Source organism: Bizionia saleffrena (assembly GCF_008086175.1).
GTDB lineage: Bacteria > Bacteroidota > Bacteroidia > Flavobacteriales > Flavobacteriaceae > Bizionia > Bizionia saleffrena.
In genome coordinates this window covers 38263-62417 of record NZ_VSKM01000006.1, presented here as the reverse complement: position 1 = coordinate 62417, position 24155 = coordinate 38263, and the positions used below count along the sequence as shown (strand labels likewise).

General features: G+C 35.2%; 27 protein-coding genes. 14 read left to right on the top strand and 13 right to left on the bottom strand.

Translation table 11 applies throughout. The annotated features are described in order from the left end of the window. The 5 genes from ES676_RS07075 to ES676_RS07060 form a co-directional block, all read right to left on the bottom strand. Window positions 1-216: a DUF6500 family protein gene (locus ES676_RS07075; RefSeq protein ID WP_148369627.1), complete on the bottom strand. Its 216-nt coding sequence runs from the start codon at window positions 214-216 to the stop codon at window positions 1-3. 2 nt (window positions 217-218) lie between these two features. Beyond that, window positions 219-1514, bottom strand: coding sequence for a DEAD/DEAH box helicase (locus ES676_RS07070; RefSeq protein ID WP_148369626.1), 1296 nt, complete (start codon window positions 1512-1514; stop codon window positions 219-221). Window positions 1515-1677: 163 nt separating this feature from the next. Further along, window positions 1678-1881, bottom strand: a complete 204-nt coding sequence (locus tag ES676_RS15080) for a hypothetical protein (RefSeq protein WP_246130322.1) — start codon at window positions 1879-1881, stop codon at window positions 1678-1680. Window positions 1882-1929: 48 nt separating this feature from the next. Further along, a complete protein-coding gene (locus ES676_RS15075) occupies window positions 1930-2166 on the bottom strand; it encodes a hypothetical protein (protein ID WP_246124357.1) in 237 nt (78 codons plus the stop codon). Window positions 2167-2347: 181 nt separating this feature from the next. Then, a complete protein-coding gene (locus ES676_RS07060; RefSeq protein WP_148369625.1) occupies window positions 2348-3067 on the bottom strand; it encodes a tetratricopeptide repeat protein in 720 nt (239 codons plus the stop codon). A gap of 86 nt (window positions 3068-3153) precedes the next feature. Between ES676_RS07060 and ES676_RS07055 the strand changes: the two genes are divergently transcribed. Further along, on the top strand, window positions 3154-3285 hold the full coding sequence (locus ES676_RS07055) for a 30S ribosomal protein THX (RefSeq protein ID WP_148369624.1): 132 nt from the start codon (window positions 3154-3156) through the stop codon (window positions 3283-3285). Window position 3286: 1 nt separating this feature from the next. Here the strand turns inward: ES676_RS07055 and yaaA are convergent, their stop codons facing one another. Then, a complete protein-coding gene (yaaA, locus tag ES676_RS07050; protein WP_148369623.1) occupies window positions 3287-4045 on the bottom strand; it encodes a peroxide stress protein YaaA in 759 nt (252 codons plus the stop codon). A 609-nt stretch (window positions 4046-4654) separates the two neighbouring features. Between yaaA and ES676_RS07045 the strand changes: the two genes are divergently transcribed. After that, window positions 4655-6262, top strand: coding sequence for an FMN-binding glutamate synthase family protein (locus tag ES676_RS07045; RefSeq protein ID WP_148369622.1), 1608 nt, complete (start codon window positions 4655-4657; stop codon window positions 6260-6262). A gap of 653 nt (window positions 6263-6915) precedes the next feature. On the opposite strand, the gene ES676_RS07040 is transcribed toward ES676_RS07045, so the two are convergent. Both ES676_RS07040 and ES676_RS07035 read right to left on the bottom strand, forming a co-directional pair. After that, entirely contained in the window at window positions 6916-7959 is a 1044-nt protein-coding gene (locus ES676_RS07040; RefSeq protein WP_148369621.1) for an RluA family pseudouridine synthase, read from the bottom strand. Window positions 7960-7966: 7 nt separating this feature from the next. Beyond that, window positions 7967-8521 (bottom strand): PASTA domain-containing protein, encoded by a 555-nt coding sequence (locus ES676_RS07035; protein ID WP_148369620.1) that lies wholly within the window; start codon window positions 8519-8521, stop codon window positions 7967-7969. Window positions 8522-8705: 184 nt separating this feature from the next. On the opposite strand from ES676_RS07035, the gene ES676_RS07030 reads away from it, so the two are divergent. Together ES676_RS07030 and coaD are read left to right on the top strand one after the other, a co-directional pair. Next, on the top strand, window positions 8706-9683 hold the full coding sequence (locus ES676_RS07030) for a D-alanine--D-alanine ligase (protein WP_148369619.1): 978 nt from the start codon (window positions 8706-8708) through the stop codon (window positions 9681-9683). Window positions 9684-9733: 50 nt separating this feature from the next. Beyond that, window positions 9734-10186, top strand: a complete 453-nt coding sequence (gene coaD, locus ES676_RS07025; protein WP_148369618.1) for a pantetheine-phosphate adenylyltransferase — start codon at window positions 9734-9736, stop codon at window positions 10184-10186. Between the two features lie 102 nt (window positions 10187-10288). On the opposite strand, the gene ES676_RS07020 is transcribed toward coaD, so the two are convergent. Then, a complete protein-coding gene (locus ES676_RS07020) occupies window positions 10289-11950 on the bottom strand; it encodes a SulP family inorganic anion transporter (protein ID WP_148369617.1) in 1662 nt (553 codons plus the stop codon). Window positions 11951-12148: 198 nt separating this feature from the next. On the opposite strand from ES676_RS07020, the gene ES676_RS07015 reads away from it, so the two are divergent. Beyond that, window positions 12149-13894 (top strand): M14 family metallopeptidase, encoded by a 1746-nt coding sequence (locus ES676_RS07015; protein ID WP_148369616.1) that lies wholly within the window; start codon window positions 12149-12151, stop codon window positions 13892-13894. Between the two features lie 25 nt (window positions 13895-13919). Here the strand turns inward: ES676_RS07015 and ES676_RS07010 are convergent, their stop codons facing one another. Together ES676_RS07010 and ES676_RS07005 are read right to left on the bottom strand one after the other, a co-directional pair. Further along, the gene (locus tag ES676_RS07010; protein WP_148369615.1) at window positions 13920-14600 is read right to left on the bottom strand and encodes a hypothetical protein; all 681 of its coding nucleotides are present in this window, start codon (window positions 14598-14600) and stop codon (window positions 13920-13922) included. Between the two features lie 40 nt (window positions 14601-14640). After that, window positions 14641-15222 carry an NUDIX hydrolase gene (locus ES676_RS07005; RefSeq protein WP_148369751.1) on the bottom strand — a complete coding sequence of 194 codons (582 nt, stop codon included), beginning with the start codon at window positions 15220-15222 and terminating at the stop codon, window positions 14641-14643. Between the two features lie 129 nt (window positions 15223-15351). Between ES676_RS07005 and pyrE the strand changes: the two genes are divergently transcribed. Together pyrE and ES676_RS06995 are read left to right on the top strand one after the other, a co-directional pair. Then, window positions 15352-15996: an orotate phosphoribosyltransferase gene (pyrE, locus tag ES676_RS07000; RefSeq protein ID WP_148369614.1), complete on the top strand. Its 645-nt coding sequence runs from the start codon at window positions 15352-15354 to the stop codon at window positions 15994-15996. 32 nt (window positions 15997-16028) lie between these two features. Further along, window positions 16029-16424, top strand: a complete 396-nt coding sequence (locus tag ES676_RS06995; protein WP_148369613.1) for an SRPBCC family protein — start codon at window positions 16029-16031, stop codon at window positions 16422-16424. Here ES676_RS06995 and ES676_RS06990 read toward each other — a convergent pair. After that, window positions 16421-17152 (bottom strand): biotin--[acetyl-CoA-carboxylase] ligase, encoded by a 732-nt coding sequence (locus tag ES676_RS06990; protein WP_148369612.1) that lies wholly within the window; start codon window positions 17150-17152, stop codon window positions 16421-16423. The two genes, ES676_RS06995 and ES676_RS06990, sit on opposite strands and share 4 nt — an antisense overlap. A gap of 106 nt (window positions 17153-17258) precedes the next feature. Between ES676_RS06990 and rsfS the strand changes: the two genes are divergently transcribed. From rsfS to ES676_RS15240, 7 genes are all read left to right on the top strand, one after another. Further along, complete coding sequence (rsfS, locus tag ES676_RS06985; protein WP_148369611.1) at window positions 17259-17630, top strand: ribosome silencing factor; 372 nt, start codon at window positions 17259-17261, stop codon at window positions 17628-17630. Window positions 17631-17639: 9 nt separating this feature from the next. Further along, window positions 17640-19616, top strand: a complete 1977-nt coding sequence (gene ftsH, locus ES676_RS06980; RefSeq protein ID WP_148369610.1) for an ATP-dependent zinc metalloprotease FtsH — start codon at window positions 17640-17642, stop codon at window positions 19614-19616. 114 nt (window positions 19617-19730) lie between these two features. After that, on the top strand, window positions 19731-20336 hold the full coding sequence (locus tag ES676_RS06975) for an LUD domain-containing protein (protein ID WP_148369609.1): 606 nt from the start codon (window positions 19731-19733) through the stop codon (window positions 20334-20336). Between the two features lie 3 nt (window positions 20337-20339). Further along, window positions 20340-21161: a phosphatidate cytidylyltransferase gene (locus ES676_RS06970; RefSeq protein ID WP_148369608.1), complete on the top strand. Its 822-nt coding sequence runs from the start codon at window positions 20340-20342 to the stop codon at window positions 21159-21161. Beyond that, window positions 21151-21801: a phosphatidylserine decarboxylase family protein gene (locus ES676_RS06965; RefSeq protein WP_148369607.1), complete on the top strand. Its 651-nt coding sequence runs from the start codon at window positions 21151-21153 to the stop codon at window positions 21799-21801. Before ES676_RS06970 ends, ES676_RS06965 begins: the two co-directional genes overlap by 11 nt. Before the next feature lie 4 nt (window positions 21802-21805). Then, window positions 21806-22072 (top strand): acyl-CoA-binding protein, encoded by a 267-nt coding sequence (locus ES676_RS06960; protein ID WP_148369606.1) that lies wholly within the window; start codon window positions 21806-21808, stop codon window positions 22070-22072. 153 nt (window positions 22073-22225) lie between these two features. After that, window positions 22226-22441, top strand: coding sequence for an SdpI family protein (locus ES676_RS15240; RefSeq protein ID WP_170234433.1), 216 nt, complete (start codon window positions 22226-22228; stop codon window positions 22439-22441). A gap of 27 nt (window positions 22442-22468) precedes the next feature. On the opposite strand, the gene pafA is transcribed toward ES676_RS15240, so the two are convergent. Next, window positions 22469-24133: an alkaline phosphatase PafA gene (pafA, locus tag ES676_RS06950; protein ID WP_148369604.1), complete on the bottom strand. Its 1665-nt coding sequence runs from the start codon at window positions 24131-24133 to the stop codon at window positions 22469-22471. Between the last annotated feature and the right edge of the window lie 22 nt (window positions 24134-24155).

The window sequence follows — 24155 nt, the reverse complement described above, 5'->3', positions numbered from 1 at the left end:
TTAAGAATTTAAAACGAGTGCTTTAATTTTAACAGCTTTTTCAAAATGATCTAATTGGTGCGTTCCTATCCACCACGTTGCAGCTTCCATTAATAACTCCGGATCGTCATTTTTATTAGCAAAAAAAGCGTAAAAAGAGAGTCCGACGGACTCTCCCTTTTGCTCTATTTTCTTATTGCAAACTGCTATAATTTTTTCCTTTAAACGACTACGCATCCTTAACTTTTTGAACGTCGGTCGTTAGTACGTTTTGGACGTCTTGAATTGTGAGCCGATTTACTCTCACCAGATTTAGACCCTCTTGATTTGGATGTATTAGAGTTACGCGATGATCTACCACCACCACCACCACCTTGCTTTATCGGTGCTGTTGATGCATTAGGATCAGGTTCGTAACCTTCCATTATTTCAATTGGTAATTTCTCGCCTATTAATTTTTCAATGTCTCGTAAAAATGTAGTTTCATCGGCACTTACTAAAGAGATTGCTTCTCCTTTCGCTCCTGCTCTACCCGTTCTACCAATTCGGTGAACGTAATCTTCAGAGATATTAGGAATTTCAAAATTCACCACGTGTGGTAATAAGGGAATATCTAGTCCTCGAGCAGCAATATCAGTAGCCACTAAAACACTTACGGTTCCTTCTTTGAAACCTGCTAAGGCTTTTGTTCGTGCCCCTTGACTTTTATTTCCATGAATAGCTGCTGCAGTAATGCCTTCGCTAATCATTTTCTTTGTTAGTTTATTTGCTCCGTGTTTGGTACGTGCAAACACTAAAACTTGCTTCCAATTTCCATCTAGAATTAACTTGATGATGAGGTCTGTTTTTTTACCTTTCGCTACACGATATACTTTTTGAGATATAGCCTCTACGGTTGTGTTTTCTGGCGTTGCTTCAACTTGCGCTGGATGATTTAAAATACCCTTCGCGAGTTTCTTTATGTCTTTAGAAAACGTCGCAGAGAACATTAAATTCTGACGTTTTGCTGGCATTATTTTCATTACCCGTTCAATATCGCGTAAAAACCCCATATCTAGCATACGGTCTGCTTCATCCAAAACAAATATTTCTACGTGTTTTAAAGACAATAGACCTTGATTATTTAAATCTAGTAAACGCCCTGGAGTTGCTACCAATACATCTACACCTTGTCTTAAGGTAGAGACCTGCGATTTCTGGTTTACACCTCCAAATATAACAGTACTGCGAATATCTAAAAACTCACTATACTCTCTAACATTAGCATACACTTGTGCTGCTAATTCTCGTGTTGGTGTTAATATTAACGCACGAACTGGACGATGTCTTTCGGCTGGTCGTTGTGATAATAAATGTAATAACGGCAGTGTAAAACCTGCTGTTTTTCCTGTTCCTGTTTGGGCAGAAGCCAATACATCGACTCCTAATAAAACTGGAGGAATTGCTTTTAACTGAATTGGAGATGGAGTTGTGTATCCTTTTTTGCTAATTGCTTTTAGCAAGGCTTCGGATAAGCCTAAAGATTTAAATGACATACAAATTGTTTAGAAACCCACATTTGTGGGGTGGGAGATGACAATTTATTATAAATATCACCTCTATTAATTAAGCGACAAATGTACACTTAATTTATTTCTATTTACTATAATTGTGTTTTCTTTAGTCCTAAACCCCCATAAACCGTATTGAAAAGCGATCTTATAAAAACTCGCTATCCTGAAGTACACGAAAATCGAAGGCATTAAACTCAGTACTTATAGCTTTTAGCTCTTTGAATAGCGACTTACTACCTATTGAAATATTTACCGCGCCCGAAGACGACGTTAGCGAAACTGTTTTATTTAGGCGCTCTCGGCAAAAAGCTGATACACTTGGCAACACAAACTGGTGTACTCTAGACATTTAATTTTTCACTGCTCTAGTTTTAATCCGTACTTTTTAAACTGCTTTCTAAAGAAATCTCAGGGCTATTTTACTGTTTCCAATTATAAACAACAGCATTGCTACCGAAGGGAATTCTTGTGGACAACCGATAATATTATGGCATTTTATAGCCGTCGCACCCATAGCGGATGCATCTATTTTTTCACTTTCATCCGATTCTTCACTATCGCAAACCTCAATTTTATATGCTTTTAGAAACTGTTTCCATTCTATAATGGCTTCTTGAGAAATACCGTAACGCAAATTTAAATTGTAAATCGCAGCGATGCATAACTACACCGAATTATAGTGACTGCCGTAACAACAATCGATATCCTTTTCTAATAGATCGCCAGTAGTAAAACGTAGTGGCGGCAGCTTGCCTAAAATTAAAGGTTCTAAGTCTTTCTGTATAAATGGCGGTTACGGCTGCCGGAGTACAACATTAAGCCTTGGCTAAAAGCATCTCTACTTCGTGCATTGTTGGCTTATATTTTATTTTGTTGGGGTTGGTAAAATGCTCAGATTCCGTCTTTAATTCTTTCAAAATCTCTTGAGCATCTTCCATTTTTCCTTTATTCTGAAGAAATTTAGCCAATGCTAATCGCTCGTTATAATTTGAATAACGCTGATCTATTTGTCGTAATTGCTCTTCGGCTTCTTCAACGCGACCTAATTCATTTAACGCTAAACCATAAAGAAACTGTGCGTTTTTAGCTCTAAAATCTAATACGTCTTTTATTTGATCACCATAAAAAACAGAACGCTCAAAATTATTTGTTTGATAATAGCCGGCTATTAATTTTTTAATGACAAATAAATTATTTTGACCTTTATCTTCTAAAGCAATTTTGTAATGGGTTATGGCATTCTCAAAATCTTTCATTTCAAAATACGCTTCTGCTAAATTAATTCTATTGAGATACGTTTCTGAAAACTCAAGTTTCTTCTCTAGATCCTTAACTTTTTTCGAGGGTGTTAAAACAGCCGTTATCCCTTCTTGAATTCTTTCGCCATCGCGTTTATTATAAACCTGTGTAATTAAATAAATTGCCGAACCAATGGCAGGAATAAATAAAATTAAAAAAATCCAGTAATACTGGTTCCTGTTTTTAATAAGATGATAGATGCAATACACTTGCAAAGCAACGATAATATAGTACATATGTTAAATTTTATTTTAAAGTGTTAAATATAGTGAACTATCCCCAATAATATAAGTACCTTAAGGGTTAAACAAATATTAAAATTATGGGAAGAGGAGACAAAAAAACGAAACGCGGAAAAATTAGCCGTGGTAGTTATGGTGTAAGACGCCCACGCATAAAAAAACGAGTAACACCGGAAACTAAAATAGAAATCGATAAAAAAGTTAAACCTTAATTTATCGGGTAAATACTAAGTTATGTTCTGAAGAAAGCGCGTCGCTTAATCCGTATCCCTCTGCAGTAAACCCTTTTAAATCATCAATGGTTTTAGCATCGGTATCTACGATGTAACGCGCCATTAATCCGCGAGCCACTTTAGCGTAAATAGCAATTATTTTATACGTGCCATTTTTAAATTCCTTAAACTCGATTGTAGTTACAGGAACTTTTAAGGCTGCGGTATCTATAGATTTAAAATACTCGTTACTCGCTAAATTTACAAATACCTCATCGTCTTCTAATTCCTCATTTAGCGCTTTAGTGATCTCTTCTTTCCAGAATTCGTATAAGTTTTTGTTCTTTCCCACCGGCATTTTTGTTCCCATTTCTAAACGGTAGGCTTGCATTAAATCCAACGGTTTTAATACGCCGTACAGCCCCGATAAAATGCGGACTTTATCTTGTAATACATCGATTTTTTTTGACGCTATGGTATAAGCATCCAGACCGCGATATACATCCCCATTAAAAGCATAAATTGCCGCACGTGCATTGTCTGTTGTAAATGGTACCGTCCATTCTTGGTTACGCGCGTAATTTAGTTGCCCCAAATTATCGCTTATATGCATTAATTTAGATAGGCTTTTTGCCGATTTCTCTTTTAGTATGTTATTAAGTCGCTCCGATTGTTTTAAAAATATTGGTTGCGATACTTTTTCTGTTGGTAACTGCGTTTCAAAATCCAAAGATTTTGCTGGTGATAGTACTATTTTCATCTTTTATTGCTTCTGTTTACTAAATTACTACTAATTCTCCTGTTTTTACAGATAGACCTTAAATCTTATGATTGTATTAACGCATTTTGCAGCTAAAAACAGACTAGCATTCGCCATATATAAATTTAATACTTAAAGCACAAAGTACACACCCCTTTGCACTGCTATTTCTTATCAATGTATAAGAAGTATTTATAGACTTTTAAGGGGTATTTAACAGACGTTAGTTTTGTATCACACTTGTTGTAATTAATTAGATACTGAATTGATCTGCCTTTTTCAAAATCCTTTACACGTATCTTTTCTAGATGTTCAGAACTATTCTTTTTATAAATATCCCCATTAGACGTTCTTAAACCACTTCTGTTTTTAGAACTATTTTTAAAAATTCGACATTTTTATTCTCTTCTACACACTAAATAATGCGAGATTAATCTTAGAAAAACAATTAAGCTTTCTTTAATTTCATTTTAATTTTTATTTCAGAATTATATTGTAATTTGCCCTAAACGATTCTGTATTTACAGATCACTGGTTCTCAATCAATTAAACTATAATAAGCTATTTATTTCTTATAAAGAAAGCTAAGAATTCAATTAAACGACTATTATGCGTACTCAATTTTATATTATATCAACTATTTCATTGTTGATGTCACTGGCATCAGGCCTATTTTTAAGTCCTTATTGGTATGTGCTTTTTGGGATTGTATTATCCTTTACCATTCTAGGATATTATGATATTCTCCAAACGCGACATACTATTATGCGAAATTATCCAATACTAGGTAGGCTGCGCTTCGTATTAGAAGATTTACGTCCTAAAATGTATCAGTATTTTATAGAATCCGATATTGATGGTAGACCTTTTAATCGCGTGGACCGTTCCACAGTATACCAAAGAGCGAAAGGCGTGCGTGATACGATTCCTTTTGGCACTCAACTTGACGTCTATGCCGAAGGCTATGAATGGATATGTCATTCAATAGCGCCAAAAGCTTTTGAAACTTTAGATCACGATCCCCGAGTAATAATTGGTAATAAAGATTGTACGCAACCGTATTCTGCTAGTATATTAAATATTTCAGCTATGAGTTTTGGTGCGCTTAGCTCTGCTGCCGTTGAGGCGCTTAATGGCGGCGCTAAAATTGGAAATTTCGCACAGAATACCGGAGAAGGCGGGTTAAGTGACTATCATTTAAAGCACGGTGGTGATTTGATTTGGCAAATTGGTACAGCTTATTTTGGATGCCGAACGGAAGAAGGAAAATTCAATCCAGAACTCTTTTCCGAAAAATCGCAACATCCTCATATAAAAATGATTGAACTCAAAATTTCGCAAGGGGCAAAGCCCGGACACGGTGGTATTTTACCAGCCGAAAAGAACTCCGAAGAAATTGCAAGAATCAGACATATTGAGCCACATACTAAGGTTAGTTCTCCACCCTATCACTCCGCTTTTGATACACCAATTGAAATGGTAAAGTTTATTAAAGAACTAAGAGATTTATCGGGAGGGAAACCGGTGGGGTTTAAATTGTGTATTGGCTATAAAAGTGAATTTATCTCCATTTGTAAAGCTATGGTAGGTTTGGATATTTATCCTGATTATATTGCTGTAGACGGCGGTGAAGGCGGAACAGGCGCTGCACCACCAGAATTTAGTAATTATGTAGGTGCACCTTTGATTGATGGTCTTGATTTTGTCCATAATATTCTAACAGGAATGGGGATACGACAACATATTAAAATTATTGCTTCGGGAAAAATCACTTCTGCTTTTCATATTGCGCGTGCAATTGCTTTGGGAGCCGACGCTTGTTATCAAGCCCGCGCTATGATGTTAGCATTGGGGTGTATTCAAGCCTTACTGTGTAATACAAATAAATGTCCTACAGGTATAACAACACAAGATCCTAAACTTACTGTAGGCTTGGTTCCTAGAGATAAAAAAACCCGTGTCGCTAGTTATCACGAAAAAACACTTAAAAATTTCGTTGAACTTTTAGGGGCTACAGGTTTAGATGAAGTGAGAAATTTAACACGTTCTCATATTTATCGTCGTATTTCATTTAATGACATGATAACTTATGAAGAACTTTTCCCATCAATAAAACCAGGATCGATGGTTAATGGAGAGATTCCAGAGAAATACAATATGGACTTTGCTTTTGCCGATAAAACACGCTGGGGTATTCATCCTGAAGCAGCCGTCTAATTTTAGTTATTAATTACTAAACCTCGTATTTTGGTAAGCTATACGTCTGTTACAGCGAAAGATTCAGAATTTTGAAGGCTTAATTTAGATTGGGTTTTACTTTCAAATCTGGAGATATTGTCTAATTCACGTCATTTTTCCCTTCTGACCTTTACGTTTGCGGTGTTAACGAGAATAAAAATTGCTGTGATGATTAATTAATGTTGGCCAAGGTATAGAAACACGCGTTTACAATTGTCACATCCAGATTGCTATTGGGTGATGCTTATAGTAGTTCTCTAGTGAAAAATCAATGTGCTTTTTCTTGTCTTTTTACCACAGTACTCTTTATTAACTATGGCAAATACTTTTAAAAACACAGCCAATTCCTCTCTTTTTTATAGAAAATTTAAATGCGCTATTACTTAATGTGAAGACTCACAAAAGCCTTGGCATTCTATTATATACGTTGATTAACATAGTAATCTTCTGGTATCTTTTGCGTTAAGGGTTGAGGCTTTGTTGGAGCTCTCTCGATTTTTTAAATCGGGAAGCGACTGCCGAAAACCTGTCCACTATTGTAGGTAGAAAATAGTGGAACGCCCAAATTAAAAATCACTTTTAAAAAGTAAATCAGCGCATAAACAAAGCACGATTTAACGTGCTTTAATTTTTTAGTCTTCTAAATGTTTCGAATAGCCTCGCCATTTCTCGATACACTGCTGTATATCTTCTGGAATTGGAGCGCTAAACTGCATAAACTCTCCCGTTTTGGGATGCTCGAAACCTAAGGTTTTAGCGTGCAGTGCTTGACGCGGCAATATTTTAAAACAATTATCTACAAACTGTTTATATTTGGTAAAGGTTGTCCCTTTTAAAATGCGCTCTCCGCCGTAGCGTTCGTCGTTAAAAAGGGTGTGACCAATATGTTTCATATGCACACGAATTTGGTGCGTACGTCCGGTTTCTAACTTGCAAGTTACCAAGGTTACATACGTTAAACGCTCTATGACTTTAAAGTGCGTTACAGCAGGTCTTCCTTTGTCTTCGTCCTCGCCGAAAAACACGGTGTTTTGCAATCTATTTTTAGGATGGCGGCCAATATTACCTTGTATAGTCCCTTCATCCTCTTCCATATTACCCCAAACAATAGCTACATATTCGCGCTCGCTAGTTTTGTCTTTAAATTGTTTAGACAAATGTGCCATTGCGTGTTCGGTTTTTGCGACAACTAGCAATCCGCTAGTGTCTTTATCGATACGGTGTACCAACCCTGGTCGGTCGCTAGAGTTTTTCGGTAAATTCTCGAAGTGATAAATTAAGCCGTTTATTAAGGTTCCTGAATAATTTCCGTGACCGGGGTGCACGACAATTCCTGCGGCTTTATTTACTACTAATAAGGTATCGTCTTCGTACACAATATCGAGGGGCATGTCTTCGCCAACCAACAAATTCTCGAATGGCGGATGCGAAAAAAGCACCCGGATACTATCGTCTGGTTTTACTTTATAATTGGCCTTTACAGGGGCGTCATTAACATGTATATTGCCCTCTTTCGCAGCGGCTTGAATTTTATTACGCGTGGCGTTTTCTATAAAATTCATTAAATATTTATCGATACGAAGAGGTGTTTGCCCTTTATCTACGGTAAATGCGAAGTGCTCGTAAAGTGTCTCGTTTTCGTTTTCTGGTAATTCTGGTGTATAGTCTTCTGTCATTATAAGCTTAATTACCGTTTCCGTTTCCTAAAACGAAGTCAATAGTTGATGTTTTTGATAGTTGTTCTCCTGCCGCTATTGGGTTTCCTTCAAAACGTAAACCTAACACCATATCTTTACCAATATTATCGATATATGTTGTCTTTCCTATTTTAAAGCCTAGCGCTTCTAAGGTTGGTTTTGCTTGTCTAAAAGTACGCTGACGTAAATCTGGAACGGCTATTTTACGATATCCTGAAGGATTTAAAGTAATATATATTTTACGGTCTTCTTTTACCTGACTTCCTGCTTTTGGCTCTTGTTCGATTACAGAAAACTTAGGATAGTCTGGATTATAATTTGCCGAATCTTGTATTTCTAAGGTTAGTGTTTCTTGTTCGAGCTCTATTTGTGCTACCCCTAATGATTTCCCTGTTAAATCGGGCACAGACTTAAATTCGCCGTGATTAGTAGAGATGTTTAACCACTTTAAAACAAGAAAACATAAAACGATAACTACTACAACAGCTAATACGAGTTGTTTTACAAACACTTTACTCGTTAAAAATTTGACTAGACTCATTAAAAATTATTTAGTTCAACTACTTAAGTATTATATAATCATTTTTTTACTCTAAATAGTATGGCAAATATATAAAAACTAAAAGGTTTCTGTTTCAAATAAAATAAATGATATTTTTACGGTCTGTAAATAAAATGCTTTATTTTAAAGTAGCGCAACTCAACAGACATTAAATACAGCTTCAATGAAAAAAAATATAGCGATAATTATGGGAGGATATTCTAGCGAATATCAAATTTCCTTAAAAAGTGGAAACGTTGTTTACGACACGCTAAAAGCGTCTAACTACACTCCATATCGCATACATATCTTTAAAGACAAATGGGTACTTGTAGACCACCAGGACGAAGAATTTCCAGTGGATAAAAACGATTTTTCGGTAGTGGTAAATAGTACAAAAATAACATTCGATTGTGTCTTTAATGCTATTCACGGCTCGCCGGGAGAAGACGGGTTTATGCAAGCCTATTTTAAACTCCTTAACAGACCACAAACCAGTTGCGGTATGTATCAAGCAGCGCTGACTTTTAACAAACGAGATTGCTTAAGTGTTTTAAAACCGTATGGTATTTTAACTGCTGAAAGCTATTATCTTAATTTAGGCGATGCCATAAACGAAGAAGACATCATTAAAAAAGTGGGCCTACCGTGTTTTGTAAAAGCAAATAAAGCCGGAAGTAGTTTTGGTATTAGCAAAGTGTATAAACAAGAAGCTTTACAAGAAGCAATTACCGTGGCTTTTAATGAAGATGACGAAATTATTATAGAATCGTTTTTAGACGGTACAGAAGTGTCTGTGGGTGTGATCACTTATAAAGGAGAAACAAAAGTATTACCACTTACTGAAATAGTAAGCGATAACGATTTTTTCGACTACAAAGCTAAATACCTCGGGCAATCGCAAGAAATAACACCGGCAAGATTAACAACGGTACAGGAAGAAAAAGTGGTTACCGTAGCTAAAAAGGTATACGAAATCTTAAAAATGAAAGGCTATTCACGTAGCGAATTTATTTTTAAAAACGGAGAGCCACATCTATTAGAAGTCAATACCGTTCCGGGATTAACCAACGAAAGCATTTTACCTCAACAAGCGGCGAAAGCCGGCATTTCTATGTTGGAATTATTTAGTAGTGCCATTGAAGAAGCACTGAAGAAATAAAACTGCAATTTATCTAAAAGCTAATAAACAAAAGGATAACACGACAAATTATGAAACGAGCACTATTTCCGGGATCTTTCGACCCTATTACATTAGGACATTACGACATTATAAAAAGAGCCATCTCCCTATTCGACGAAGTAATTGTGGCCATCGGCATTAATTCAGATAAAAAATATATGTTTTCTTTAGAGCAACGTTTAGAGTTTATAAAAGAAGCATTTAAAGACGAGCCAAAAGTAAAAATAGAAACTTACAAAGGCTTAACAGTCCATTTTTGTCAGGAAATCGATGTGAAGTTTATTTTACGCGGATTAAGAAACCCTGCAGATTTTGAATTTGAAAAAGCCATAGCACATACCAATAGAGATTTAGCACCCATAGAAACCGTGTTTTTACTTACAGCGGCAAGCACTTCTTACATCTCGTCCTCTATTGTTCGCGATGTCATTAGACATCATGGAGACTACACAAAACTGGTTCCAGCTAGCGTTCGTGTTTAAATCTTTCTCTATAAAATAAAAGTTATAAAAACAAAAAAAGTCTACAGTTTCCGTAATAGGAAATGTAGACTTTTTTTTTATGAGAAATACCGAACTTCGGTATTAGAATTTATACTCCGAGAGCGGTTTTGGAAACTCCTCTGGGTTTGCTGCCAAATGGTACCGCGGGTCTTCGACATCTACGATGATTACATCTTTAAATTTCGGACTCGCCTTATACATTAGCACTTTACAATCTTCACTTAAATGCTTAAGCCTAATCGTTTTTCCAGCAGCTTCATATTTTTCAACCAAAATAAAAATAGCTTCTAGCGCCGAGTGGTCGCTTATTCTACTTTCAATAAAATCTATTTCTACGTGATCTGGATCGTTTTTAACATCAAATTTATCATTAAACGCCTGGATACTTCCAAAAAATAATGGTCCCCAAATTTCGTACACTTTCGTACCATCGGTTTTTACGCGTCTTCTAGCTCTAATTTTCTTGGCGTTTTCCCAAGCAAAGGCTAATGCCGAAATAATAACACCAACAAATACCGCAATGGCTAAATCAAAAATAACGGTTACTACCGATACCGTAATCAGTACAAAAGCATCCGATCTTGGTATTTTCTTTAAGATTCTAAAACTTGACCACGCAAACGTTTCTATAACCATCATAAACATTACACCTATTAAAGCAGCAATTGGTACTTGTTCAATGAATTTATCGGTAAATAAAATAAACGTTAATAAAGTCACCGCCATCATAATCCCCGATAGGCGACCACGACCACCAGCATTAATATTAATTACCGTTTGCCCAATCATACCGCAACCACCAGTACCTCCAAACAATCCGCTTACCATATTTCCTGCTCCTTGAGCAATACATTCGCGATTTCCGTTTCCTCGTGTTTCTGTTAGTTCATCGACTAAGTTCATTGTCATTAACGACTCAATTAATCCCACCGACGCTGCTAAAAACGCATACGGCAAAATAAAAGATAAGGTATCAAGATTAATTGGTAAGTTTTCCCAAAGCTCTAAATTAGGGGTTGGAAACTCTCCTTTTAATCCCGTACCACCACCTTCTATAATATAAGAACCTACAGTAGTAACATCAAGTCCAGAAAAAACAACTAACAGCGTCGTTACTAAAATCGCCGTTAAAGACGCTGGTATCTTGGTTGTTAATTTTGGTAATAACCAAATTATAGCCATGGTTAAAGCGACTAGCCCAATCATAATGTATAATTCGGTACCCGTCATAAACGTAGTAATATAATTTTTTACACCATCGCTAGAGACTTCCAACGATTTATGGGAAAACATTTTTACCTGAGCCCAAAAAATAACGATAGCCAAACCGTTTACAAACCCCATCATTACCGAGTGCGGAATTAAACGTACAAAACGTCCTAATTTAAAAACACCTGCAAAAATTTGGATAATACCCATTAAAATCACACAGGCGAATAGGTAGAAAAAGCCCATATTTTCCACAGGTTGATCAAACAACATCCCTCGCGTATGTCCTTCAGAAATCATTGTTACAAAAATAACGGCTACAGCACCAGCAGCACCCGAAATTAAACCAGGTCTACCACCAAAAATAGCAGAAATTAACCCTACAATAAAAGCCCCAGAAAGTGCGACTAGCGGATCTATTTGCGCAACGAATGCAAAGGCAACAACCTCAGGAATCATCGCTAGCGATACAGTAATACCTGCAAGCACATCGTCTTTTGCATTGGGCACTATTTTTCTTATAAAATCTGTCATTTTTTAACTTTTTTCAGGGTGCAAAAGTACGCTTAAATAACAGATACCCAAATGCTATTTACTATATTTGTTTTTATAAAATTAATTTGGGCGTGCCCTAAAGGTCGCGCTCTCGCAAGTCGCTTCCCGATAAAAAAAACAGGAAAGCTTCAACAATTGCTCCATCCCTCACGCTAAGAATAAGAAAATTAAGACCTTATGAAGTTTATTATTTACTGTTTACTAAGCGTACTTTGTGCTTGTCATTCTTCCGAAGAAAAAATATTACAGCCTTTAAATGTGTCCACCCATTTCGAAGTATCTAACGGCACCGAAACAGGAACCTATTACGACGTAATTAAGTTTTACAGTAATTTAGCAGCCACTTACCCGAGTATTGCAATGGACTCTATTGGCAACACAGACGCCGGTAAACCACTTCACTTTATTACGTACAATCCTGATGCGGAATTTAATTTTGAACAATTAGCAAAACACAAAGCTATTGTCCTTATTAATAACGGCATTCATCCGGGAGAAAGCGATGGAATCGATGCTACGATGTTACTGTTTCGCGATTTGGCACAAGGCAAATTAGAGACTTTAAAAAACACCGTTTTGGTAACCATACCCATTTATAATGTGGGGGGAAGCTTAAACCGAAACACGGCGACGAGAACCAACCAAAACGGTCCAAAAGAATACGGGTTTCGCGGAAACGCTCGTAACTACGATTTAAATCGCGATTTTATAAAAAGCGATACTAAAAATGCTAGAGCCTTTGCCGCATTGTTTCATAAAGTACAACCAGATATTTTTGTAGACAACCACGTCAGCAATGGCGCAGACTACCAATACACGCTTACCCATTTATTTACGCAGCACAATAAATTAGGCGGGGAATTGGGGGCGTATCTTCACGAGAAAATGATGCCCGATTTAGAGCTAAATCTTGCTAATAAGAATTGGGATATTACACCATACGTTAATGTTTTTAATACTGTTCCAGACAACGGCTTTTCTCAATTCTTGGATGCGCCTAGATATTCTACTGGATATACCACTTTGTTTAATACGTTAGGAATAATGGTAGAAACCCATATGCTAAAACCTTACAAACAGCGTGTGAAAGGTACTTATGAGCTAATGAAAACACTCATCGGTATTACAGAAACCGATTATGCTTTAATTAAAGAGGTCCGCAATAACAACATAAAGCAATTTAAGCGCGATACAACCTATAAGTTTAATTGGGTGGTGGATACCACTAAACATTCTGTATTAAATTTTAAAGGCTACGAAGGAGAAATAATAACAAGCGAAGTTACCAATCTAAAACGTTTAAAATACGACCGCGACAAACCATTTACCAAAGCCATTATTTACAATAATTATTTTAAAGCCACACAAAAAGTAACAATACCCGAGTATTATGTCATTCCGCAAGGTTGGCATAACGTGTTGTCATTATTACAGCTCAATAACATTAAAACAGAACCTTTAGCTAAAGATTCCATTATTGAAGTGGAGCGTTATAAAATTGAAGATTTCAAAACTAGAAGACAGCCGTACGAAGGCCATTATTCGCATTATGACACAACTGTGGTTACCGATACTTTAGAAATAGCTTTCCGTGCTGGCGATATTTTGGTTAACACAAACCAAGACGGCCTTCGTTATGTATTGGAAACATTAGAACCTTCAGCAATCGATTCCTTTTTTAATTGGAATTTCTTCGATACTATTCTACAACAAAAAGAAGGTTTTTCGCCTTATGTTTGGGAAGATAAAGCTTTAGCGCTTTTAGAGACTAATCCAGAATTAAAAACAGCATTTGAAAAACGTAAAACAGAGAACAAAGCGTTTAGAGAAAACTGGTACTCACAACTTGATTGGTTACATAAACGCAGTGTGAATTACGAAAAAGCGCACTTACACTACCCTATCTATCGTATTACAGAATAAGAGTGTGCTAAAAAGATACCTTCTATTAAAGACCAGCGCTGCTCCTTTTCAGTTTGTTATTTAAGTTTTGAATGTTTTGTTTTCGTTGCATTAATTCGATTAATTCACCCTCGAATGATTTGCTTTTTCTAAGGTTTGGAAACGAGAGCTTTCCCTTTGCAAAAGAACTTGAAATCAATAGAGGGAAATAGTTAAATACGAGAATAAATTTTTGAAGGAAGTCTGTTTTAATAATTTTTAACCCTATTCTATTAGCAGTTCTTTCGTTAAGAATATAAGACGTTCCTTGTATTTTGACCGCTGTATTTTTCTTCGCTTCAAAATCATTTATCAAATTTAAAAGCCCTTCCAGGTATTGCTGAAGAATAAAATTAGTTCTTTGAGTTCCGTTTAAAGCTCTATCAATTACAAAAACATAATCAAATAATGATCCGCCGTGAATTTTCACTACTCCTTTTTTTTCTCTTTCAGCAACCAAAAGAGAGGAATAGTATACTAAACTTCCTTTTTGCTTAAGTGATGGCACATCAAAAAAAGGAGCAACTATAGAGAGTGTAATCGCTAATGACAAGAAAAAAACAAGATAGAATCCGCTAAAAAAAGACACGGATAGCGCTAGTGAATTAATGAGTAGCGCGAAGCTACCTATTTTTAATTGGATTTGATTTTGTTCTCTTTTAGATTTTGAATAGAAGTGGTGTTGCATTGTTTAGCGTTATACATTCTTCGTGTAAGAGAATGCGGATTTAAAACAACAATTTAATGTTAGCGTAAGAGTTTTCTAAGGCTTTTTGAGAGTTTTCGTTATTTAACCATTCTACTTTAGTAATCCCTTCATTTTCTTGCGGTAATAATTCACCAGAATACTTCGTTTTCATTTCGAACCAATGGGTGATTTTTATTTTAAGTTTACCGTTACGCTTAAAAATATGATAGGTAATGTCTAATGGTTTTATAATTTCAAGTCCAGAAACACCGGTCTCTTCTTCAACTTCTCGCAAAGCCGTTTCTTCAATGGTTTCCTTTTTTTCGGCTTTTCCTTTTGGCAAATCCCATTTATCATTTCTATAAATAAATAAAATGTCGCCATTCTCATTGTGTACTTTTCCACCGCCAGCAATAACATTTGGTAATTTCTTTAAAAACTTTTTAAGCAGTGTTTCTTCATTATGGTGTATTAAGCGTACAGAACTCATTTTTTTCTTAGATAAAGTCTGCACTACAGTCTCCATATTAGCATCCTTTAAAAGAAAATTTTTAAAGTCGGTTTCTTTTTCTACTATTGTATTTAAAAAAATAGGTTTGTCATTAACAAAAATGCGATACATATATAGGTATAAGTGTTTATTTACTGCTTGTAAAAATATCATTTTTTAAAGAACTGAACAGATTATTAAAAATATTTTTTTTTATCGAACATATAACTAGTAAATTAAATTATTCCTACTTTTGTGCTTATGATTATCGACAAATATACTGCCAGACAAACCGCTAAGGTATTACTACAAGTTAATGCCATTAAATTACAACCAAACGCCCCATTTACTTGGGCATCGGGTTGGAAATCTCCAATTTATTGCGACAATAGAGTGGTACTTTCTTTTCCGTTAATAAGAAATTATATTCGTGAAGAAATGGCCAAGTTTATTGAGCAAGAATACGGTAAGCCAGACGTTATCGCCGGTGTTGCTACAGGCGCTATTGCCATAGGCGTACTAGTTGCCGAATATCTAGGTGTACCATTTGTTTATGTACGCCCTGAAGCTAAAAAGCACGGTCGCCAAAACCAAATTGAAGGCTTTATTGAGAGCGGACAAAACGTTGTCGTTATCGAAGATTTAATTAGCACAGGAAACAGTAGCTTAAATGCCGTTAAGGCTTTAAGGGAAGCCAATGTTAATGTTAAAGGAATGGTTGCTATTTTTTCTTATGGCTTTGAAGTGGCTACAAAAAATTTCGAAGACGCCAATATCACCTTACATACGCTAAGTAATTACGACAGCCTATTGCAAGAAGCTGTTGAGGCTAATTACATAAAACAAGCAGAATTAACAACTTTGTCCGATTGGAATTCCAATCCGAGCGAATGGAACGCTAATTGATACGCTTGTAAAAAGAACATAAAAACACTACTATGAAATTAGAATCTCCTAAAGTAACGGTACCAAAATCAGTAGAAGACACTTTTGCTTTTTTAAGCGATGTGAAAAATTTTGAAACCCTGATGCCCGAAAACATTAGCAAATTTGAAGTTTTAGATAACGACAAGTTTTTATTCGCTTTAAAAGGAATGCCCGAAATTATATTGAAGAAAAAAGAAACCGTGCCACCAAATAAAATAGTTTTAGGGGCCGCTGGTGGTAAATTAGATTTTTCTTTAATAGCAGACATATATGCTATCGATGAAAATTCTAGCGATGTAAAACTGCATTTTGAAGGTGAGTTTAACGCTATGATGGCTATGATGATAAAAGGGCCAATAAGTAAATTTATTGAAACGTTAGCCACTAATATGAAAACGGCAATTTAATACAGTAACGAAATTTCCTTTAGACTAAAAGTTTCTAAAATAGCATCTTCTAAGAGTACTTGAAGGTGCCCTGAAGGCGACACTCCTTTTATAAAACCAGAAAACACTAAACCTTCAGCATTTTTAAATGTTGAAGGTTTATTATTTCTAAACAGGTGGGTTTCGTAAGTTGTATGCAGCTTAGACAACAACCCCGCTTCCAAGTCCTTAAAATAGTCTTTTAAATGTTTCAAAAACACTAATAACACTTCATCTAACTCAAAAAGATGCTGTTCTTGTAAAGCCATTGACGTCGCTCTTGGCAAATTAATGAATATTTTTTGGTTAACATTTAACCCGACTCCTATTATAGAAGAGTCTAAGGCGTTGTTTTTTATGACATTTTCGATAAGAATACCACACAGTTTTTTGTTTTCTGACAAAATGTCGTTGGGCCATTTCACACTTACTTTCTTAATCTTAAAAGCATTTAATGTGTCCACTAAAGCCAAAGATATAGCGATGCTTATATAAAACTGGTGTTCTATTTTTAAGTCTAAAAAGTCCTTAAACACGCTAAAAGTTAAGTTTTCGCCTGGGTTTACATTCCAAACAGTTCCCCTCTGTCCTCGCCCTTGTGTTTGCTGTTTAGCAACCACAACCGTATAATCTTCTAAGCTATTTTTATTGCTTAAATCTCTTAAAAAAGAGTTTGTAGATTCGGTGGCATCAAGTTTGATTATACGCATATAAATTGGTTATCTTCGCGTTAAATATAAATCATAAAGATATTATGATTTTTTTAAAGTATAAAGAACTAAAAAATAATAACTTTGCACAAATTAAATTAGATTAATGGCAATAAAAGAAATAAATACAGATGCACTCATAACGTCTATTATAGGTGGAATTGAAGATGTAAAGGGTAGCGAAATAAATATTCTAGATTTAAGAAAAATTGAAAACACGGTATGCGATTATTTTATTGTTTGCGAAGGAAACTCCAACACTCAAGTAAACGCTATTGTAAGCTCTGTTCAGAAAAAGGTAAGTAAAGAATTAAAAGATAAGCCTTGGCATATTGAAGGAGAGGATAATGCAGAATGGGTTTTAATGGATTATGTAAATGTTGTGGTACATGTCTTTCAAAAGCATATTAGAGAGTATTATGATATTGAAAGCCTTTGGGGTGATGCCAAAACAACTAAAATAGAATCAAACTTATAAAAAAAATTCATGGCAGAAAATAAAAAAAACACAACACCAAAGAAACCTAAATTTAATCCATATTGGATTTATGGAGGTATCATACTTGCTTTAATCGCAGTACAATTTTTTGGAAGTAGTAACTTTAATGAAAGTGCGAAAATATCACCTTCTCAATTCTTCGAATACTTAAGAAACGGCGATGTTGACAAAGTTGACATTGTAAATAAGAGAGAAGCAAAAGTTTATTTAACTAAAGATGCGGAAGGAAAATCGGTTCACGAAAAATCAATTTCTCAACCGTTTCCTTTTTCTTCAGCAAAAGAAGCTAATTATAGTTTCGAATTTGGAGATCTCCAAAATTTCGAAAACAGAATTCAAGAAACTAAAAATAACTCTACAATAAGTACCGTTATAAAATATAAAACAGAATCTAACCCTTGGGGAGATTTACTGTTTAGTTTACTTCCTTTTGTTTTACTAATAGGAGTTTGGATCTTTATAATGCGTCGTATGTCTGGTGGCGCTGGAGGAGGTGCCGGTGGTCAGATTTTCAATATTGGAAAATCGAAAGCCAAACTATTCGATGAAAACACAAAAGTAAAAACATCTTTTAAAGATGTTGCAGGATTAGAGGGGGCTAAAGAAGAGGTACAAGAAATTGTAGACTTCTTAAAGAACCCTGAAAAATATACTTCTTTAGGTGGTAAGATACCAAAAGGAGCCCTTTTGGTAGGATCTCCAGGAACAGGTAAAACACTGTTAGCTAAAGCCGTTGCCGGTGAAGCTAAAGTACCTTTCTTCTCCCTATCAGGTTCAGATTTCGTTGAAATGTTTGTGGGTGTAGGTGCTTCTCGAGTTAGAGATCTATTTAAACAAGCCAAAGAAAAATCACCCTCTATAATATTTATAGATGAGATTGATGCTATTGGACGTGCGAGAGGTAAAAACGCAATGTCAGGAAGTAACGACGAGCGTGAAAACACGTTAAACCAACTGTTAACAGAAATGGACGGTTTTGGCACAAACACAAACGTTATTGTTTTAGCAGCAACCAATAGAGCCGACATATTAGATAAGGCTTTAATGCGTGCTGGACGTTTTGACCGTCAGATTTTTGTAGACTTACCAGATATTCGTGAGCGTAAAGAAATTTTTGAAGTACACTTAAGACCGTTAAAGAAAGCTGAAGGACTAGACGTTACCTTTTTAGCAAAACAGACGCCAGGATTCTCTGGTGCAGATATTGCTAATGTATGTAACGAAGCAGCCCTAATAGCTGCCAGAAATGGTAAGAAAGCGGTAGATAAACAATCGTTTTTAGATGCTGTAGATAGAATTGTTGGTGGCCTAGAAAAGAAAAATAAAATTATTACCCCAGACGACAAAAAAGCCATTGCTTATCACGAAGCAGGACACGCTACGGTAAGTTGGATGCTAGAACATGCAGCACCCTTAGTAAAAGTTACTATTGTACCTCGTGGTCAATCTTTAGGAGCAGCTTGGTATTTACCAGAAGAGCGTTTAATTGTTAGACCAGAACAAATGCTAGACGAAATGTGTTCGGCACTGGGTGGTCGAGCAGCCGAGAAGGTTATTTTTAACCGCATCTCTACTGGAGCACTAAGCGATTTAGAAAAAGTAACGAAACAAGCACGTGCTATGGTTACTATCTATGGTCTAAGTGAGAAAGTTGGAAATTTAACGTATTACGATTCTTCAGGAGAACAAGAATATGGTTTCTCAAAACCTTATAGTGAAAAAACTGCTGAATTAATAGATCAAGAAATCTCAAGTATTATTGAAGAACAATATTTAAGAGCAATCAAGTTGTTGGAAGACAATAAAGATAAATTGACTGAATTAGCTAATGTATTATTGGAGAAAGAAGTTATTTTCAAAGATAATCTAGAAAAGATATTCGGAAAAAGAGCTTTTGAAAAAGACATTCAAAGGGACCTTGAAGAAATTGAAGATGCTAAGGTAGCTGAGGCAAAAGAAGAATAAACACTATAAAATATAGTTGCATTACTTTAAAAATCTTAAATTAACTCTTTAGTTAGTTTAAGATTTTTTATATTTGAATAAATCGGTGAAAAATTTGATAATAGCAAGATCTTAATGAGTCTATTTAGAAAACTATTTCCTTCTAAATCTGATAAAGAAAAGGAAGAAGTAACAGCTGCAAACAGGGGTAAGTATATGCCTCCTGTAAAATTACCAATCGACGAGAGTTTTACAATAAACTTTAAAGATAATGGAGGTAAGTTCTTGTACTGTGATAATATGAATGAGGTTTACGATAACTTGTCTTTAATTATTGAAGAAAATAAATGGCAAGATAAAACGGCCTATTTCTACGACCAAAATTTAAAACAACGCTTTAACGATCTGTACTTAAATCCAGGCACTTTAAATGATGCTACTTACTTTGTAACGACTTGCGAGAATTTAATTTCAGACGATGGTGCTATATTAATTTCTTCTAATCAGCTAGCTGAAAAGAAGTTGGCGGAATTTCCAGGCAACATTATAGTTTTCGCCACGACTAGCCAGATTGTAGGTAATATAGGTGAGGGCTTAAAAGAAATCAAGATTAAAAACGCCAATAAAATCCCTACCAACATTACGACAATAAAACTTTTTAAACCTGTTGCCGAAAAAGATTTTTTAACCTACGGTAGTCCTTCAAAAAACTTATATTTGCTGCTTTTAGAAGACTTATAATACATGAAGGAAACACTTACTCGATCCCTTTCAGGTTTACTTTATGTAGCCTTACTCATTATATCGTTATATAATATTCATACTCTAATTATTTTGTTTTTTGTCTTCGGGTTAATCTCCTTACAAGAATTTAATAAATTAATAGGGGTAAGAAACGGTGTTCCCTACATTATTTTCACCGTCTTATACTTCATTTTCGGGTATTGGCAGCTTCTTATAAAAACAGATGTCGCTATAGACGCCGCAACTCAAGTACTACAAGTAATTACTATTTTTGTACAATTATTCTTAATAAAGGACTTGTTTTCAGAAAAGGAAATCCCTCTATTTTCTTCTAAACGCTTCCTACTCACTACCTTCTATTTATCTAGTGCTTTTGTCTTTCTTATTCTCATTGCCAACTACGATAACAACTTTAACCCGAAACTTCTATTAGGTGCTTTCATTGTGGTTTGGGTTAATGATACCTTTGCCTATTTTGTAGGTAAAAACTTTGGTAAGCAAAAGTTGTTTCCTAGCATTTCACCTAAAAAAACAGTCGAAGGTTTTCTAGGCGGTTTGTTTTTTGCTTGTGTTTCTAGTTATTTTATTGCTACCTTTACTGGCACATTAACAACAAACCAATGGCTCCTTTTAAGTGTAATAATTAGTGTTTTTGGCACAATTGGCGACTTAATAGAGTCTAAGTTTAAAAGACAAGCAAATGTTAAAGATAGTGGTGTTATAATGCCAGGTCATGGCGGTTTATTAGATCGTTTTGACAGTATTATTTTTGCCGCTCCTTTTATATATTTATTCTTAAGAATTTTAAAATATGTTTCATAAAGAAGGCCATAAAATTATAGCACTAACATTTATTATTGTTATTGGCTTATTTTTAATTGTAGACAACTTTGTTAGTACAACTTGGTTAAACTATCTACTAATGTCGTTTCTTTTTGTTTTTTTAATTTTAATTCTTCAGTTTTTTAGAAACCCTAAAAAGAAATTAGTGCTTAACGATAGTACGATAATATCTCCTGTAGACGGTAAGGTTGTAGTTATTGAAGAAGTTTTTGAACCCGAATATTTTAAAGATAAACGTTTACAAGTTAGTGTCTTTATGTCTCCGATAAATGTTCATGTTACACGATATCCTGTTGCTGGTAAAATTACGTACAGTAAATACCATCCTGGAAAGTTTTTAGTGGCTTGGCATCCTAAAGCTAGTGAAGAAAACGAGCGTACAACAGTTGTTGTAGATAATAAATTATATGGTGAAATACTATACCGCCAAATTGCTGGCGCTTTAGCGCGACGTATTGTTAATTATGCTGTGAAAGATCAAGAGGTTGAAAAAGGGTCTGATTCTGGTTTTATTAAATTTGGTTCGAGAGTAGATTTATATTTACCTTTGGACACCAAAATTAAAGTTCAGTTAAACCAAAAAGTAAGTGGTGGAGAAAGTATTATTGCGGAAATGTAAACAAATGACTTCAGAAGATCTTGAAATACTATTTAAAGAGACTGTGGATCGTATTAACGATCATACAGAACCTTTTCCTGCGGATTTCTTATTAAGGCTTTATGCGTACTACAAGAAGGCAACAAATAATTACGAAAGACCAAACAGTCGAACGCCAATTATTAATGCCTTTAAAACAAATGCCCTTTTCCAGATAGAAAACATCTCTACGGATGATGCAAAAAAAACGTATATTGAATTAGTGAATAATTATTTTTTATACCGAAAATAACAACTAATTTTTAATTCGTTTATGAATTTTGTTGCTTCTATCTTACCTATGCCAGCCCTAGTGGGAGTAATTTTTGTACTTGTGGGTTGTATAATGCATCTCTTTCCTCCTAAGAAAATTAATCCTCTTTATGGCTATAGAACCAGACGCTCTATGAAAAACCAAGAGCAGTGGGATTTCGCACAAACATACGCTTCTAAACTTTTAATCTTTTGTGGAGTTACACTCACTTTCATTTCTCTATTAGGATTTGTTTTAGAGGTATCCCATGATATCGCGGCCATCCTGAGTACTCTTTTAATTATAGGTTCGATAATACCGGTCTTAGTAAAAACAGAAAAAGCCATCAAAACTAAATTTGACGGCTAATTTTTTATTATTTTTTTTAATATTATATCATTCTAAAACAAAATCTAGAGGCTGACCTGTAGCGGCATTTGGGAAATTAATTCCTAATAACGCTGAAAGTGTTGGCGCAATATCAGTAATAATTGTTTTCTTTAAAGTATTTCCTTTTTTAATTCCGTTTCCATAAAACAATAAAGGTACGTGTGTGTCATAGTTTAAAGTCGACCCGTGTGTAGACCCCGTTCTACTATAACTAATAACCGCAGGATCCAATACATAAATAACATCCCCAGAGCGTTTTTGGTTGTATCCGTTTTGAATTAACTCTTCTATACCTGTGGTAAAAGACGCATTTTGCATTGTTTTTGCCGTGTAGGCTTTGTCAATTTTTTCGTAGTGAATAATTTCGTTCACAAGTGCCTCTTCAACAGTTGCTAAATCTAAATCCAATTCAATAATCCGTTTATGATTCAAAAATATTTGATTATTACTAATACTTTCAACCAATTCTAAATCAGAAAAACGGTCCGCTATAAACCCTTTCACGTGCTTTCTAAATAATTTATTATTAAAATAACCTGAAGGTATTTTTAAACTCTGCAAGTAAGCAGGCACATTTACTGCAGCATGATCTGCGGTTAAAAACACCGTATAATTTCCTTTACCTACTTTTTCATCGAAGGCATTTAATAAACGTTCAATATCTTGATCTAAACGAATGTAAGTATCTTGCACTTCTTTAGAATTCACTCCAAAATTATGACCAATATAATCGGGGCTAGAAAAACTTATTGTAAACACATCGGTAACCTCATCTTCACCTAATGCTTCGCCTTCAAGTGCGGCAATAGCAAAATCGGCCAAAATACTATTTCCGTAAGGCGTGCTTTTTAAAATATCATAGCCTCCATTCTCGGTACTTAATGCTTTTAAATCGTAAGGAAATGTAGCGTCTTCTTTTCCTTTAAAACCACCTTCAAACGTATTTAAATCAGTTCCACTTTCAGTATAAGAATTAATATCATATAATGTATTCCACGTTTTTAAATAACTGTCACTTTTTCCCGAAGCATTAAAATTAGATACCCATTTTGGTAAAGCATCCACATAAAAACTGCTCGTTACAAAAGCCCCTTCCTCATCGCCAACAAACCAATAAGCGGCATTAGCAGAATGCCCTGCAGGTAAAATAGCACCACGATCTTTAATAGAAATCCCTATTGTTTTTCCTTTGGATTGCGTAAATAATCTATTTTCATCACCAATAGTCGTTGTTTTCATTCTATGCGGTGACATTTTACCCGCAGCTGTCGTTGTCCCCACAGAATTAACAATAGAATCACCAACACAATATACGCGAGATCCTTCGTGCTTGTCATACCAGTAGTTGGCTATAATACCGTGGTATTTTGGTGTTGTACCCGTATAAATAGAGGCATGACCTGGCCCTGTATACGTAGGGGCATAATTGTAATGATTATTTTTACAATTAAAACCCTCACTAATCATTCGCTTAAATCCGCCCTCCGAAAATTTATCATTGAAACGTGTTAAATAATCGTAACGCATTTGGTCGACTACGATTCCAACAACAAGTTTTGGCTGCGTAGACGTCTTTTCTGCCACGCTAACTAAAGGAGCTTGATTCAATTGACTTTGGGCACGACACCCTAAAAGTATGGTTATTAAAAATATACTGACAAAAATTCTCATAGTATTCGTATTTGTTAAGAAC

Excerpts from the sequence above, each read along its gene's own strand:
- ES676_RS07075 (WP_148369627.1), bottom strand. The coding sequence starts at position 216 with ATGCGTAGTCGTTTAAAGGAAAAAATTATAGCAGTTTGCAATAAGAAA.
- ES676_RS07070 (WP_148369626.1), bottom strand. The coding sequence starts at position 1,514 with ATGTCATTTAAATCTTTAGGCTTATCCGAAGCCTTGCTAAAAGCAATT.
- ES676_RS15080 (WP_246130322.1), bottom strand. The coding sequence starts at position 1,881 with ATGTCTAGAGTACACCAGTTTGTGTTGCCAAGTGTATCAGCTTTTTGC.
- ES676_RS07060 (WP_148369625.1), bottom strand. The coding sequence starts at position 3,067 with ATGTACTATATTATCGTTGCTTTGCAAGTGTATTGCATCTATCATCTT.
- ES676_RS07055 (WP_148369624.1), top strand. The coding sequence starts at position 3,154 with ATGGGAAGAGGAGACAAAAAAACGAAACGCGGAAAAATTAGCCGTGGT.
- yaaA (WP_148369623.1), bottom strand. The coding sequence starts at position 4,045 with ATGAAAATAGTACTATCACCAGCAAAATCTTTGGATTTTGAAACGCAG.
- ES676_RS07045 (WP_148369622.1), top strand. The coding sequence starts at position 4,655 with ATGCGTACTCAATTTTATATTATATCAACTATTTCATTGTTGATGTCA.
- ES676_RS07040 (WP_148369621.1), bottom strand. The coding sequence starts at position 7,959 with ATGACAGAAGACTATACACCAGAATTACCAGAAAACGAAAACGAGACA.
- ES676_RS07035 (WP_148369620.1), bottom strand. The coding sequence starts at position 8,521 with ATGAGTCTAGTCAAATTTTTAACGAGTAAAGTGTTTGTAAAACAACTC.
- ES676_RS07030 (WP_148369619.1), top strand. The coding sequence starts at position 8,706 with ATGAAAAAAAATATAGCGATAATTATGGGAGGATATTCTAGCGAATAT.
- coaD (WP_148369618.1), top strand. The coding sequence starts at position 9,734 with ATGAAACGAGCACTATTTCCGGGATCTTTCGACCCTATTACATTAGGA.
- ES676_RS07020 (WP_148369617.1), bottom strand. The coding sequence starts at position 11,950 with ATGACAGATTTTATAAGAAAAATAGTGCCCAATGCAAAAGACGATGTG.
- ES676_RS07015 (WP_148369616.1), top strand. The coding sequence starts at position 12,149 with ATGAAGTTTATTATTTACTGTTTACTAAGCGTACTTTGTGCTTGTCAT.
- ES676_RS07010 (WP_148369615.1), bottom strand. The coding sequence starts at position 14,600 with ATGCAACACCACTTCTATTCAAAATCTAAAAGAGAACAAAATCAAATC.
- ES676_RS07005 (WP_148369751.1), bottom strand. The coding sequence starts at position 15,222 with ATGTATCGCATTTTTGTTAATGACAAACCTATTTTTTTAAATACAATA.
- pyrE (WP_148369614.1), top strand. The coding sequence starts at position 15,352 with ATGATTATCGACAAATATACTGCCAGACAAACCGCTAAGGTATTACTA.
- ES676_RS06995 (WP_148369613.1), top strand. The coding sequence starts at position 16,029 with ATGAAATTAGAATCTCCTAAAGTAACGGTACCAAAATCAGTAGAAGAC.
- ES676_RS06990 (WP_148369612.1), bottom strand. The coding sequence starts at position 17,152 with ATGCGTATAATCAAACTTGATGCCACCGAATCTACAAACTCTTTTTTA.
- rsfS (WP_148369611.1), top strand. The coding sequence starts at position 17,259 with ATGGCAATAAAAGAAATAAATACAGATGCACTCATAACGTCTATTATA.
- ftsH (WP_148369610.1), top strand. The coding sequence starts at position 17,640 with ATGGCAGAAAATAAAAAAAACACAACACCAAAGAAACCTAAATTTAAT.
- ES676_RS06975 (WP_148369609.1), top strand. The coding sequence starts at position 19,731 with ATGAGTCTATTTAGAAAACTATTTCCTTCTAAATCTGATAAAGAAAAG.
- ES676_RS06970 (WP_148369608.1), top strand. The coding sequence starts at position 20,340 with ATGAAGGAAACACTTACTCGATCCCTTTCAGGTTTACTTTATGTAGCC.
- ES676_RS06965 (WP_148369607.1), top strand. The coding sequence starts at position 21,151 with ATGTTTCATAAAGAAGGCCATAAAATTATAGCACTAACATTTATTATT.
- ES676_RS06960 (WP_148369606.1), top strand. The coding sequence starts at position 21,806 with ATGACTTCAGAAGATCTTGAAATACTATTTAAAGAGACTGTGGATCGT.
- ES676_RS15240 (WP_170234433.1), top strand. The coding sequence starts at position 22,226 with ATGAAAAACCAAGAGCAGTGGGATTTCGCACAAACATACGCTTCTAAA.
- pafA (WP_148369604.1), bottom strand. The coding sequence starts at position 24,133 with ATGAGAATTTTTGTCAGTATATTTTTAATAACCATACTTTTAGGGTGT.